This is a genomic window from Clostridium sp. ATCC 25772, assembly GCF_001573875.1.
Classification (GTDB): domain Bacteria; phylum Bacillota; class Clostridia; order Clostridiales; family Clostridiaceae; genus Clostridium_J; species Clostridium_J senegalense.
The window spans coordinates 34797-48305 of the sequence record NZ_LFRG01000006.1; the positions used below are offsets into that span (position 1 = coordinate 34797).

At 25.6% G+C, this 13509-nt stretch carries 13 protein-coding genes; 2 read left to right on the forward strand and 11 right to left on the reverse strand.

The genetic code is table 11. From position 1 onward, the window contains the following. Positions 1-50: 50 nt before the first annotated feature. The 7 genes from AZI32_RS03035 to AZI32_RS03065 form a co-directional block, all read right to left on the reverse strand. Positions 51-1541, reverse strand: a complete 1491-nt coding sequence (locus AZI32_RS03035; RefSeq protein ID WP_061994432.1) for an STM4011 family radical SAM protein — start codon at positions 1539-1541, stop codon at positions 51-53. After that, the gene (locus AZI32_RS03040) at positions 1538-2812 is read right to left on the reverse strand and encodes an STM4012 family radical SAM protein (RefSeq protein ID WP_061994433.1); all 1275 of its coding nucleotides are present in this window, start codon (positions 2810-2812) and stop codon (positions 1538-1540) included. Before AZI32_RS03040 ends, AZI32_RS03035 begins: the two co-directional genes overlap by 4 nt. 30 nt (positions 2813-2842) lie before the next feature. Beyond that, positions 2843-3700 (reverse strand): STM4013/SEN3800 family hydrolase, encoded by an 858-nt coding sequence (locus AZI32_RS03045; protein ID WP_061994434.1) that lies wholly within the window; start codon positions 3698-3700, stop codon positions 2843-2845. After that, positions 3684-4688 carry an STM4014 family protein gene (locus tag AZI32_RS03050; RefSeq protein ID WP_061994435.1) on the reverse strand — a complete coding sequence of 335 codons (1005 nt, stop codon included), beginning with the start codon at positions 4686-4688 and terminating at the stop codon, positions 3684-3686. Before AZI32_RS03050 ends, AZI32_RS03045 begins: the two co-directional genes overlap by 17 nt. 7 nt (positions 4689-4695) lie before the next feature. Then, positions 4696-5544, reverse strand: a complete 849-nt coding sequence (locus AZI32_RS03055) for an STM4015 family protein (protein ID WP_061994436.1) — start codon at positions 5542-5544, stop codon at positions 4696-4698. A 211-nt stretch (positions 5545-5755) separates the two neighbouring features. Next, positions 5756-5944: a hypothetical protein gene (locus tag AZI32_RS03060; RefSeq protein ID WP_061994437.1), complete on the reverse strand. Its 189-nt coding sequence runs from the start codon at positions 5942-5944 to the stop codon at positions 5756-5758. Positions 5945-6133: 189 nt separating this feature from the next. Further along, positions 6134-6289, reverse strand: a complete 156-nt coding sequence (locus AZI32_RS03065) for a zinc-ribbon domain-containing protein (protein WP_061994438.1) — start codon at positions 6287-6289, stop codon at positions 6134-6136. Positions 6290-6597: 308 nt separating this feature from the next. On the opposite strand from AZI32_RS03065, the gene AZI32_RS03070 reads away from it, so the two are divergent. Together AZI32_RS03070 and brnQ are read left to right on the forward strand one after the other, a co-directional pair. Next, positions 6598-7422, forward strand: coding sequence for a TraX family protein (locus AZI32_RS03070; RefSeq protein WP_061994439.1), 825 nt, complete (start codon positions 6598-6600; stop codon positions 7420-7422). A gap of 837 nt (positions 7423-8259) precedes the next feature. After that, the gene (gene brnQ / locus AZI32_RS03075; RefSeq protein WP_061994440.1) at positions 8260-9546 is read left to right on the forward strand and encodes a branched-chain amino acid transport system II carrier protein; all 1287 of its coding nucleotides are present in this window, start codon (positions 8260-8262) and stop codon (positions 9544-9546) included. A 383-nt stretch (positions 9547-9929) separates the two neighbouring features. Here the strand turns inward: brnQ and AZI32_RS03080 are convergent, their stop codons facing one another. From AZI32_RS03080 to AZI32_RS03095, 4 genes are all read right to left on the reverse strand, one after another. Beyond that, positions 9930-10316: a hypothetical protein gene (locus tag AZI32_RS03080; protein ID WP_061994441.1), complete on the reverse strand. Its 387-nt coding sequence runs from the start codon at positions 10314-10316 to the stop codon at positions 9930-9932. Positions 10317-10342: 26 nt separating this feature from the next. Continuing rightward, the gene (locus tag AZI32_RS03085; RefSeq protein WP_061994490.1) at positions 10343-11008 is read right to left on the reverse strand and encodes an ABC transporter ATP-binding protein; all 666 of its coding nucleotides are present in this window, start codon (positions 11006-11008) and stop codon (positions 10343-10345) included. Between the two features lie 4 nt (positions 11009-11012). Next, positions 11013-12428 (reverse strand): ABC transporter permease, encoded by a 1416-nt coding sequence (locus AZI32_RS03090; protein ID WP_061994442.1) that lies wholly within the window; start codon positions 12426-12428, stop codon positions 11013-11015. Positions 12429-12791: 363 nt separating this feature from the next. Further along, on the reverse strand, positions 12792-13457 hold the full coding sequence (locus tag AZI32_RS03095; protein ID WP_061994443.1) for an ATP-binding cassette domain-containing protein: 666 nt from the start codon (positions 13455-13457) through the stop codon (positions 12792-12794). Positions 13458-13509 lie beyond the last annotated feature (52 nt).

Below are 13509 nucleotides of genomic sequence, written 5' to 3' on the forward strand. Positions count from 1 at the left end.
TAGAATAGCTCTTTAAAACTTTAAATTCATTCTATTTATATAGTTTTTTATTAAATAATATAAGGCAATTGAGCTACTTTTAACCTATACCTTGCCTCTTCTATTAATTCTTTTGATGCCCCTGTCTCTGCAACGGAATGATATATTCCTTTAATCATGGATAAATCATTATTAGAGTTACCTATTACCATAACTTTTTCTTTATCTAACTTTAACTTTTCACATATTACCGATAAACCACTTAATTTATTTACACCATTATTGACTATACTTAATGTTCCATGATTATGTATAATATTATAATAACCACTATTATTCATATGTTTTATTATCTTGCTATCTATTTTACCCCTTATCAATATCTTATATGGTCTATCTTTATAGCTATAAATCTTATATTCATTACACAAATTAGGTGTTTTTAACAAATAGTTATAAACTTCATAGTTATTAGTTTTTTCTACTATATGTGCACCATTTGCAAAACTTCCACCTGATAATAACCTTTTTATCTTCTTACACTTCTTCATGGCTTTTTCATAGGGTAATTCTGTGTTCAAATAAATTAAAGCTATTTTACTTAAATATTCTAAAGCTAATATATCTTCATTTTTTATTTTTCCATCTTTGCTTACTAATGTTCCATCTACGTCTAAAAATATTGCTTTTATATCTAGTCTTTTAGGTACCCTTACTAATTCATCTTTATTAAAAAAATCCAACTTTTTCAAACCTTTTAAATGTGAATAAGATAAATAACAATCGCATCTTCCTTTTAAACAACTTGTCTCTTTTTTAATAGTATCATTACTATATAAATTTCCTAATGTTTTACGTACTTTATTGCATGGATAAATATCCCCTTTAAAATCTATAAAAAAATGTTCTTTTCCACCTATACATTTTCTTTTATTTAAATAATTTTTTACTTCTAAATCAAACATAGGATCTATGTCATTAAATATACTTATTTCTTCTTCTGTATATTTTCTATTAAGTCCATCCATACTGTTAATCCATAAATAAACTTCTACAGGTAAACTCTTTCTTAATTTTTTTATGATTTGAATATCTTTTGGATTTCCAACTACACCTACGCTTAAATTTATTTTTTTACGTAAATATTTTATTTTTTCTACAAATTCATCTACTGTTGTCATCTCTGGATGATATGTACACCATAAAGTTATTTTATCTAAATTCACATTTTCTTTTTCTAATTCGTGAATAAAGGATTGAACATTAAGGCTTAAGTTAGTTTGACATCCTATTTTTCTAATTTTTTTTATTCTACAAAGTTTTGCAATTCCTTTAACATAGTAGTTATGTATAAGAGCTTCACCGTAAGGTGCTATTAAAACACTAACATTTTCTTTGAAATTTATATTTGATATTTTATTTAAAAAATTACACCATTTGTCTTTATCTCGTTCTATTTCCTTAATACTATATTTTCTTTTAGAAAATGGACAATAACTACAATTATAATTACAAGATTTTAGTTCTCCACGATAGGTAATTTCAGTAGCATGTTCTATCATTTTTTCATCCTTTCTCTAACTATATCAGAAATCCAAAATGGTAAAATTACATCAGAATATTTTATGCCTTTTTTAGTAAGTCTTAATATTTCTCCTTCTAGTTCAATAAGTTTTTCTTTAAAAAGTTCTTCAAATATTGGATAAGCTTTTAACAAATCTTTATTAAATATTTTCTTATATTCCTTTAAATCTAAGCCTTTATAATACCCCAAATTTTTAATAATAAACCTACGTTCTACTTCTTCAAAATTCAACTCATATCCCTTTAATCCTTTAAAAGAATTATCTTTATCTACATAATTACTTAAAACTTCTTTACAATCATTTCTTTTTGAAGTATACGGCTCACAAAAATGTAGGTTTCCTATATAACTTCTTCCACCACATCCAACTGATAGCATTTGCTCAAAACCACAGCTAAGATTATTTTCATTTACTCTTTTTACAAAGCGTCGCATAGATGTTTGAATATAACCATTTTTATTTAATTCTTTTACTGCTATATCATACATTTCATGTTGAAAGTCATAATTCAAATTCATCCTTCCAAATATCTTTGTATCTTCCCTTATATAAAGGGGATAAATAAATATTTCTTCCGGTTTATACCTTAAAGCTTCATTAATAGAATAGATTAATGATCCTTTTGTTTGACCTTCTATTCCATAAATCAAATCTATATTAACTGCATCAAATTCAAGATTTATTATTTTATCTAAAGCTTTGTAACAACTTTCTTTTTTATGATTTCTATAAATACATTTCAATTCATCTTCTACAAAAGACTGTATTCCTATACTTATACGGTTAAGCCCTCTATTTTTAAGATATAAAAGTTTATCTAAGTCAGTTTGATTTGGCGAAGTTTCTATAACAAAGTTAGCTTCATCTGTTTTTATAGAAAGATTTTCTTCTAAAGTTTTAAAAATCCTTTCCATCTGTTCTATAGAAAGTATGAGTGGCGTTCCTCCACCTAATATTAGATTTGTAAACTTAATATGATTTTCACATAATTTATTGCCATATTGAATTATCTGATTACATACAGTATCTATATATTTTTCTAATAAAACTTCACTTGTGTTAGGTATTGAAAATAAATTACAATATCCACATTTGCTTTCACAAAATGGAACATGTATGTAAAGAGTAAGATTTTCATCTTTTAAATTTGAAATAGCATTTAAAATTTTTTCTTCTTCTATTTCATAATAAGCATTTTTATGGGGATAACTATACATGTACTGATAATATATCGGTGATTTATCCAAAATACTCACCTTCTTTCTTCGTTTTTTACATTAAAGGAAAAAATGTTTATATGGAACTGTGTATACTATTTCATGGGATACACAGTGAAATTCATATCCATCTTCTCCATAACATGTTCCATGATCTGAACATAAAATGACAAAAGTTTTTCCTCTTTCCCTAAATATATCAAATAATCTTTCTATCCTATTATCTACATATTTAAGTGCTGCAGCATGAGTGTCTTTATTATCTTGTTTTGCACCATCTAAATAAAAATTATTTGGATAATGTATAGCATCAATATTCACATACATAAATATCCTTTTATTATTTTCTACTTCTTTTACTTTTCTTTCTATAAAATCTAATTGATTATCAAAACTGTTTTTTATATGACAACTAAATGATGGATGCCAATAACTTTTTTCAAAATATGAAGGTAATACCTTTCCTATATCGGAACGTTTATTAAAAAAGGCAACCCCACCAATACACATGGTATGATATCCAACTTTAGATAATCCCTCTATAAAAGTAGAACCTTCGAATGCAAATGCCCCTTTAGGAGTTGCATTTCCTAAACCTATATTTTTAGGGAAAAAGAGACTTTCTCTTTCCATAATAGGAGTAGGCTCTGCTGGACTTGGTAAGAAACCTGAAAACATAGCATGATGTGAAGGATATGTAAAATTTCCTGGTGCATGACATTTTTTCCACTGCCCATATTTGTTTATATAAGGTGTTGTACCCTTGTCCTGTTCTTCCTTTGCCACATCATATCTTAATGTATCCAGACACACAAATAAAATATCATGTGTTCCTACAACTTCATTCATATTTATTTCCGGCTCTTTATCTATATTTCCTATAGCTCCCATAGGTACCTCATTATTTAACTGATTCATCTTTGCATATCATTCCTCTCATCTGTGATTTGTATATTTTATTTTCATTAAATATATCCTTATAAATCACATCCCCTTGTCCATTAATTTCTATTATCATAGGGTTTCCCTTTGGTGTAATTAAAATATCAATTCCAGCACTATTAAGCCCCTTAAAGCATTGCATGGCTCTAAAACATAAGTTTTCTATTTTATCTTTAATTTCTTTTGATAGTTTAATGTCTTCAATATCTATTCCACAATTATTAAGATGTAAATTAGTAATTGGTGTTTTACTTCCTCTACCTACAATAAAATCAATTTTTCCATATTGGTACACTACTCTTAAATCATAGCTTAATCCATTATGTATTGATTTTGGTATCCACTTTTCAACTATTATTTCTTCTTTCAAAAGCAAATTTAAAATCATGCTTATTTTATTTTGATCTGTAATCTTTCTCATTTTTTTCGTATTGCAAATTTCATTTTTATAATCTATTTCCATAGATGTATACACTATCTCTTTATTCATCTTTGGATTATACCTGTATGCTAAAACACCAGCTGCCCCTGAACCATACCTAGGCTTAATGAATATTTCATAAACCTTTTTATTCTGAACAAATTCTCTTAAATCATCTAAAGATTTAATATTACTTTCAATAATAGGTGTTGTAGCAATACCATTTTTCATAAGTATATTTTTACATTTAAATTTATCTAAAGTATTGTATATTTGTAATGGACTATTTAAAAAGGTTACGCCCTTTATATTTTCTAATAACATTAATTTGTTCTTATAATCATTTATAAGCTTAGGTAATTTATTAATTTTATATTCTTTATGAATAGGCGGATCAACTTTTATAAAACTTACTTTATGTAAATCTTCTTTTTCCCAATTCTCCCAAGGCAAAAATTTAATAGTATAACCTAACTCAATTGCTGCTTTTAAAAAAAATTCAGTACGCTTACTTAATTTTTCTCCAATTAATAAGAATTCCATATCGATCTTACTCTGTTAGCATAGGCCAATTTCCATACTCTTCATCAACCTCTTCTTGTTCATCTAAATCTATTTTTATTGGCAATTTGTTTAATTCATTCATTAATTCATCTGATAGAAAATGGTAATGTAAATCTAAAAATTTTAGGTGGTTTATCTTATCTTTATTCTCTAGTAAAATATTACCACCTATATCTGATAATGTTCCATTAGAAAAATTTAAAGTTTCTAATTGTTTTATTATGTTACTTTCTATAACTACTTTTACTATATCATCTTGAATCTCGCTATTCCCTATACCTAAATACTTTAAACTTTTTAAAGACTCATTTTCAACTACTTTTTTTATGTCTTCTAACGCTCCATCAAATCCATAATTATCTACACCTATATATATATTTAATTTTTCTAAACCTGGTAAATTACTATTTCCTATTTGATTTAATACTAATTTAGGAATTCCTCCACAAATAATTTCTAAGGATTTAAGGTTTTTATGTTCTATATTGCCTAAAGACAATCCTTGACTTCCTTTTATAGTTAATTTTCTAAGATTAGGCAATGCATCCCATATTCTACTATAATCACCTTGTTCTATCCAAGATACTTCACACTCTTCATAATCCATATCACCTATGAAAAGACTTTCTATATGAGCAAATTTTTCTTTATTATCTACAATCATATCTAATATAGCTTGTACATCATTATCATAAGATTCTCCCCAACATCCAACTATAACTTCTTTTAAATTATTCAAATCTGAATCTTCTAAAATTTCAGCAGCTAACGTCTTTGCATCCTTATCTCCATCTTCATAGTCCTCATAATCATAAAAATATTTTTTACTATCCATATGTCTACTCCTTTTTATAATATTACTTTATTTTCGTTATATTATAACATTTATTTACACTTTTTACATCTTATCATTATAATTACTCATATTTAAATTGCAATTATTAAATTTTTTAATATTTTTTTAAATAAATAAAAAAAATGAACCTTTTTAAAATAGGGTTAAACCCATATTTCAAGAAAGTCCATTCTCTTACAAAATTTTTTTATTAATCTCTAGATATATCTATACCACCTAAAAGAATATGAGCAACACCTGCACCAACTAAAAGTGCTCCTGCCATATTTTTGTAATCATTTTTTCTAAATTTATGCCTTTTACTTTGTTTTGTATCTAAAATAACACCTGTTGCTGTAACTACTGTTCCTAAAGCTACTGGTAAAACACCTTTTCTCATCCTAATTCCTCCTATTTAAATAAATATTTAATATTATTTTATCCTTATTTTTAAATAGAATACATACTATAAAATTCCCAAAATAGAAGTTTAATTTAGATGTTAATTTAAATAACAAATAACTTAATTTAAAGCATAAAAAAACTGTTCTAAAATAAAATTTTAGAACAGTTGATTTACAATATAAAACTATCTTCTATTGTTTTGTTGTTTTTTAGCTCTTCTGCAATCTTGACATCTTACAGGCTCGTTATCGAATCCTTTTTCTTTGTAGAATTCTTGCTCTCCTACTGTGAATACGAATTCTTGTCCGCAATCTTTGCATAATATTGTCTTATCTGTCATAATAATTCCTCCTAAATTAAAAGATTTCAATTTGATACAATAATCTCCAATTCATGAGAAACTATTTACCTAAACTAAACTCTTTATTTCTTTATTTTTTTTAGCTCTTACGCTATTTTTCTATAATACCACAGTTTTTTATATATTGCAATATAATTTAATAATTTTTTTTATTTTTTTAAATTTTACGGATTCTAGTCTTTAAATAAAGCTTTATTATTAAGCTTTATTTAAGATTTAATTTATAATCAATTAATCTCTAAACCTTATAATTTTACTATCAACTTAAAAAGAAAGGATGTATGTTTATGAACTTAACAACACTAAATAAAAAAGGCATTACTATGACCCAGCTTAAATTAATTGGTATAATTTTTATGATTTTTGATCACATACATGAATTTTTTAATTTTGCTCCAACATGGTTCAATTGTATTGGAAGGCTTGTAGCTCCAATGTTTTTGTTTTCTTTAGCAGAAGGTATGTATTATACTTCTAATAGAAAAAAATATTTATCAAGATTATATATAGCCTCAGTTTTAATGGCTATAGGAAATACACTTGTAATGAAATTATTTCCTTCCCCAACAGATTCATCTATGATTATAATAAATAATATTTTTGCAACACTATTCTTAACTGGGATATACATAGTATTTGTAGATAAATTTAAACTTGGAATTAAAAACAAAAGTTCTAAAATTATAGTTCAAAGTATTTTACTAATGTTACTTCCTTTATTGCTATCAGCATTATCTTTAATGATTATGAGTAATGAAAATATTCCTTTAATTATTTTTCAAATCATCATGATATTTATTCCTAACCCAATGTTAGTTGAAGGCGGTATAATATTTATTATAATTGGAGTTATGCTTTACATATTTAGAAGTAATAGAACAAAAGAAGTATTAATTTTTATAATAATATCCTTAGCTTCATTGTTTATGGGATCTGGATTTAATTTTCACGTAACATTTGTTGAAAATTATCAATGGATGATGATATTTGCATCAATATTCATGTTTCTTTATAATAATAAAAAGGGTACTGGCTATAAAAAGTTTTTCTATATATTCTACCCTTTACATATATACATACTTTATATCTTGTCTATATTGTTAACCAAATAATATTATTGTATAAAATTTAATATATATAAGGCCTATATTAAGATAAAATCCATCTTAATACAGGCCTTTTCATTTTTATAAATATTAATCTATTATTTAAATATTACCTCTTATATAGGGAAACAAGCTCAAATTTAAATTTATTCAACAACCTTAAAATATTTTTACACAAGATGTAGTGTTGAATTCTAAGTGATTCGGATCATGTCTCACTATTTTAGGTATCCAAGTTTTGGAATGGATAATTTTAAAAGTCAACTTGGAACCATATAAAAATATATAGTTTAAATTATTAGAAGACTACCTATTAACAATACTTTCTATATATCTAATATGTTTCTTAGTTTTTTTAATATATTGTTAATTAGAACTTAATTTATGAAATTATTAAGTCTAAATTGAAAACTTTTTTATTTTTTATAAAATTTTATTGCATTTTAAAAGTTACCAATGTATAATGATTTTTAAATAAACATGACTTTTAGATAATAAGGAGTTTTTAATATGATAAATAATATAAACTTAACCAGTGTACTACAACTTAATATGTATTACTTTAGCTACTTTAGTTAGGTTTGTATTTATGATATACGGTAATCATAGGTACAAACATGCAATGTTTTGTATCTATGATGGCTAAAGTTAATTTGTTATGCAAGGCCACATAGATAAATACTATGTGGTTTTTTTATCCTAGGCACTTAAAGGCCACATAGTGAATGCTGTGTGGTCTTTTTTATATAATTTTTTATTTATATTAAACTTTATCATTTGATAAAGTTATAATTTAAAAATCATTTTTGAAACCCTATATTAATAAAGAAAGAGGTAAAAAATATGAAAAAATTTAGAGATATAATAATTGTTGGTTTTGCAATGTTTTCAATTTACTTTGGTGCAGGCAATTTAATTTTCCCTCCATACATAGGCATGACTTCTGGTAGTGGTTGGTTAATAAGTTTTTTAGGGTTCATTTTTGCAGACGTAGGAATAATACTTTTATCTATAATTGCAGTAGCTAAATCTGGTTCTTTTCAAGCTGTAGTTGGACGAGCGGGTAAAAAATTTGGTATTAGCTTGGAGTTTATAATGATGCTTTGCTTAGGTCCTATACTAGTCATTCCACGAACTGCAGCAACAACTTTTGAAATGAGCATAGCACCAGTGTTTAATTTAAATCCTATTATCTTTTCAATATTATTCTTTGCTCTAACACTAATTCTAACAATAAGACCTACTAAAGTTATTGATATAATAGGTAAATTTCTAACTCCAGTATTATTAATTACTTTAGCTTTCTTAATAATAAAAGGAATAATTTCTCCTATTGGAGCACTAAATAATAACATTGACTCAAGTAGTTTATTTGTAACAGGACTTACTCAGGGATACCAAACTATGGACGCCCTTGGGACTGGTGGAATTACAATGCTTATAATGGCTTCGTTTTTAAGCAAGGGTTACAAAGATAAAACAGAAACCATAAATCTTACTATAAAATCAGCAACAGTAGCAGGCATAGGATTAATCCTAGTTTATGGCGGATTAGCATACTTAGGCGCTACAGTTTCATCTATTTATGATAAAAATATATCTCAAACTGCATTATTAATTAATATAATCAAAAATTTATTAGGCAATAATGGAATATTAATATTAGGTGTAATTGTTGCATTCGCATGTCTTACTACAGCCATAGGTTTAACATCTGTAACAAGTAAATATTTTGAAGATATAAGTAATAAAAAATTCAAATATGAGCATATAGTTATTTTCATTTGTACATTTAGCGCAATAGTTGCTAATTTCGGAGTTGACAAGATAATTTCTATTTCAGTTCCTATATTAACAGTTATCTATCCTATTTCAATTGCTTTAGTATTAATGAATTGTTTTAGAAAAGTATTTACTAAAAATACAATTTATAAAGGTGTTGCCTATGCAACTCTTTTAACTAGTTTACTTACAGTAATAGATAGCTCAGTTGTTACAATATCATTTATTCATAAATTACCTTTTGCAGCCCTTGGCTTTGATTGGGTATTACCAGCTATTATAGGTGGAATTATTGGTTACTTTGTAAACAGCAATGACTCTGATGTTTGCTTAACAGAAGCTGAATAGTAAAATCATAATAAAAGGGGCTATCGCAAAATAATTATACTGTAAAAGCCAGGTTTTTTGAACCTGGCTTTTGTTATAAAAAACATTTATTAATATTTCTGAATTCAAAAGATGATAAGAAAATTTTCAAATAAGTTATTCATTAAAAATAGAATTAGAAAATCTTATAAATTTGTGTTTTATTTTATATTTTTCCCAATAGCCCTTTAAATTTTTTCTTGCCATTAATCATATATTAAGAAAATTACATGTAAAAAAGGGAGCATATCCCTCTAACCTTTAGTTAGTTTTGTGACAGCCCCTTTATATATTTATGATAAATTTATTTAATGCAAATTTAAAATGGAAATTGATGAGTATATCTAATACTATTGTAATTTTAATTATATATCTATTTCTCTTAGAAGTTCATCTATTTCATCATCCATTCCATCTTGTTTACATTTATTCTCTAATAATACTTCTGTTTCTAAATATTTATTGTCTACTCTTCTTATACCGTTACTCTCAAATAAATAACTAAAATTTTTAATAATATATCCTAATGTAAACAAAGATATTCCGTAAAATGCATATGGAGTTATAGACGTTAAATAAAAATTAATAACTTCTACTATTTGTTTACTGGGATCAAATCCTTGTAAAACTAAGTTTGATATATGTCTATAAGATGCGTATATATTAAATATTGAGAACAAAACCATAACTACTGCACATATATTTAACATAAGTACCACTTTTACAGTTTTATTCATTTTAAATGATTTCATAATTACCTCCAAATCCAAAACTACTGTTATTTTATAAATGCTAATTTTCCAGATTTTAATCCCCAAATCTCATCAACGTAAGTACATACTTTTTTAGAATGAGTTACTATAATAACACATTTATTATGCTGATGGGATAATGATACTAAAATATCCATAATTTTTTCTTCTGTCTCACTATCTAGGTTTCCTGTTGGTTCATCTGCAATTATTATATCTGGATTATGCGCAAGCGCTCTAGCTATTCCTATACGTTGTTGCTCCCCACCGGATAAATTTAAAATTTTTCTATTAGCTATATCAATATCAATTCCTACATCTTTCAATAAATTATATACATAATTATTTTTATTTTTTTCCTTAACATTACTTATATTCATAGATAGTAATATATTTTCTTTAGCAGTTGCATTTAAAATTAAATTATATCCTTGAAATATTACTCCTATATCCTTTGCTCTATACAAATCTCTATCTATTTTCTTTAAACTTTCACCATTATATAATACTTCACCTGTTTTACAGGTATCAAGCCCTGATATTAAAGATAACAAAGTACTTTTCCCTGCTCCAGATTTTCCGACTATACCATAAACTTTTCCTTTTTCAAAATTTATATTTATATTACTAAAAACGTCTTTTTTTCCACCTTCATATATATAACTTACATCTTTTAAACTTAATAAATTCATATTTTTAATTCCTTTCTGATAATATTTTTCTTGGTTCATATCTCATTATATATAAAATACCTATACTAATAGATACTACTCCAAGCAATAAGGCTATTAATGTGATTCCTAAAATAGCTTCACTACTTAAAAATACATCTAATTTTTCTATTGGCGGTGCCGAATTTGTTGCCCCCATAGCTATGGATACCATTCCTTGAGAAACTTCTTTCTGAGCATCTAACTGCCCTTGTAGAAGTATATTTGAAATAGGTTGTGCAGAAAATCCTCCTATGGTTAATCCTGCTATTAATGAAATTCCAATCATAAATAATGTTTCAAATATTAAACCTAAGGCTACTTTTCCTTTTTTCATTCCCATAGCTCTTAAAACTCCAATTTCATATTTTCTTTCACGAATGCTTAAAATTGAAATTAAAATTAATATACTACCACCAAAACCTAAAACTAAAAACATAAATATACTAGACACCTTTTTTAAACCTTCTATAGGTTTAACAATATTATTATACGTAGTAGCATCTGTTGATACTTCAAGTGTGTCACTTAACCCTTTTTTATGTGCCTCATCATTAAATGCATCTAATAAATCTGGGTTTTTCAAATAATATTGTGCATCTAAGTTAATTAAATCTGTATCTTTTTTTACTTTATTGTTATATGATTTTAAAGTATCATATGTTGTAATAATTTCATTTTTCCTATTCATTATAGGATGCTTAAATGCATAATTTTCAGATTTTGATCCATCATAATATATTCCTGAAATAGTTAATTCTAATGGCTCAAAGTTATCTGGATCATCAGGGTTTTTAACCTTAAAATTATCTCCAACCTTTAAATTATTTAATTTTGCAAAATCTTCACTTATCATAACTTCGCCATTTTTTTCTGGCATTTTTCCATCAGTAATTTTTCTTGTACCATTATTAAATTCTTCTATACCAGCTTTATTAAGTCCACCTAAAATATTTAAATAACCATCTTTAGCGTTTTCCGATCTTTTAGTTCCTCCCATTGTAACAAAATTACCTGAGTTACCCTCATCTTTCCTTTTTTCAACTTCATCCTGATCTAATGCTTTAATCTTCTCACTATAACCTAAATAAGAAGAACTAAATATTGTTTCTTTAAGATGCTCAGACTGTGAAAGTTTTTCTTTAAGATCATTGGAAGGGCTATCATTAAAGCTTTCCATATCACCATTTTTCATTTTTTCTTGCATTTTTTCTTGATTTGGTTGAATAAATACTTCTGATCCAAACTTGTTTTTATAACCATTTATCATCTCATTGGAAGCTGTGTTTATTATAACTGAAATAGCTGTACAGGACAGTATTGCTATAGTTATTATTCCAATCAAGAGATTTCTTCCTTTATTTCTTGTTAAATTTTTTATAGCATTTTTAAAAATATACATCTTGAACTCTCCTTTTCTAAACTTTGATTGTAAACAAAGTATACCAAACTGATTGTTTACTCAATGTTAACCTTATTGCTTATTATAAAGTTTCAAATTGAACTTATAATTTATTCACTTATCAAATAAGAAAATTTAAGATTAATATTTTTCTTCTAGTTAACAGCTTTCTTTAATTAAATGCAGTTATACTTATTGTTATCCCTTTAGAAAAAACAAATACAACTAAAGTAATTGAAAATTACGAAAAAGGATAGTCTATAAAATTTAAACTACCCTTAATTTTCTTATTTAATTGTTACACTTATTCTTATAAATTTTTAATCATTTTATCTTTTTATTCTTTATAAAGTAAATATTAATCTATTTTATAAATAATAGCTTTCCAGATTTCAATCCCCAAACTTCATCAACGAACATGCATACCTTCTTGGAATCAGTGGCTATAATAACACATTTATTACGTTGATGAGCTAATGATACTAAAATATTCATAATTTTTTCTTCTGTATCACTATCTAGATTCTCTGTTGGTTCATCTGCAATTATTATATCTGGATTATTTGCTAACGCCCTAGCTATACTTACATATTGTTGTTCCCCACCAGATAAATTAAAAATTTTTTTATTAGCTGTATAAATATCAATTCCTACATCTTTCAATAAGTTATATACATAATTATTTTTATTTTTTTTCTTAATATTGCTTATATTCATAGATATTAATATATTTTCTTTAGCAGTTGCATTTAAAAGTAAATTATGACTTTGAAATATTACTCCTATATATTTTGCTCTATACAATTCTTTATCTATTTTCTTTAAGCTTTTACCATTATATGATACTTCACCTGTTTTACAGGTATCAATTCCTGACATTAAAGATACCAAAGTACTTTTTCCTTCTCCAGATTTTCCAACTATACCATAAACTCTTCCTTTTTTGAAATTTATATTTATATTATTAAAAACATAATTTTTTTCACCTTCATATATATAACTTACATCTTTTAAACTCAATAAACTCATATTGATAATTCCTTTCTAATAATTTTTTCTTGATTCATATTTCATTATATAT

Excerpts from the sequence above, each read along its gene's own strand:
- AZI32_RS03070 (WP_061994439.1), top strand. The coding sequence starts at position 6,598 with ATGAACTTAACAACACTAAATAAAAAAGGCATTACTATGACCCAGCTT.
- AZI32_RS03080 (WP_061994441.1), bottom strand. The coding sequence starts at position 10,316 with ATGAAATCATTTAAAATGAATAAAACTGTAAAAGTGGTACTTATGTTA.
- AZI32_RS03045 (WP_061994434.1), bottom strand. The coding sequence starts at position 3,700 with ATGAATCAGTTAAATAATGAGGTACCTATGGGAGCTATAGGAAATATA.
- brnQ (WP_061994440.1), top strand. The coding sequence starts at position 8,260 with ATGAAAAAATTTAGAGATATAATAATTGTTGGTTTTGCAATGTTTTCA.
- AZI32_RS03035 (WP_061994432.1), bottom strand. The coding sequence starts at position 1,541 with ATGATAGAACATGCTACTGAAATTACCTATCGTGGAGAACTAAAATCT.
- AZI32_RS03060 (WP_061994437.1), bottom strand. The coding sequence starts at position 5,944 with ATGAGAAAAGGTGTTTTACCAGTAGCTTTAGGAACAGTAGTTACAGCA.
- AZI32_RS03095 (WP_061994443.1), bottom strand. The coding sequence starts at position 13,457 with ATGAGTTTATTGAGTTTAAAAGATGTAAGTTATATATATGAAGGTGAA.
- AZI32_RS03050 (WP_061994435.1), bottom strand. The coding sequence starts at position 4,688 with ATGGAATTCTTATTAATTGGAGAAAAATTAAGTAAGCGTACTGAATTT.
- AZI32_RS03065 (WP_061994438.1), bottom strand. The coding sequence starts at position 6,289 with ATGACAGATAAGACAATATTATGCAAAGATTGCGGACAAGAATTCGTA.
- AZI32_RS03090 (WP_061994442.1), bottom strand. The coding sequence starts at position 12,428 with ATGTATATTTTTAAAAATGCTATAAAAAATTTAACAAGAAATAAAGGA.
- AZI32_RS03085 (WP_061994490.1), bottom strand. The coding sequence starts at position 11,008 with ATGAATTTATTAAGTTTAAAAGATGTAAGTTATATATATGAAGGTGGA.
- AZI32_RS03055 (WP_061994436.1), bottom strand. The coding sequence starts at position 5,544 with ATGGATAGTAAAAAATATTTTTATGATTATGAGGACTATGAAGATGGA.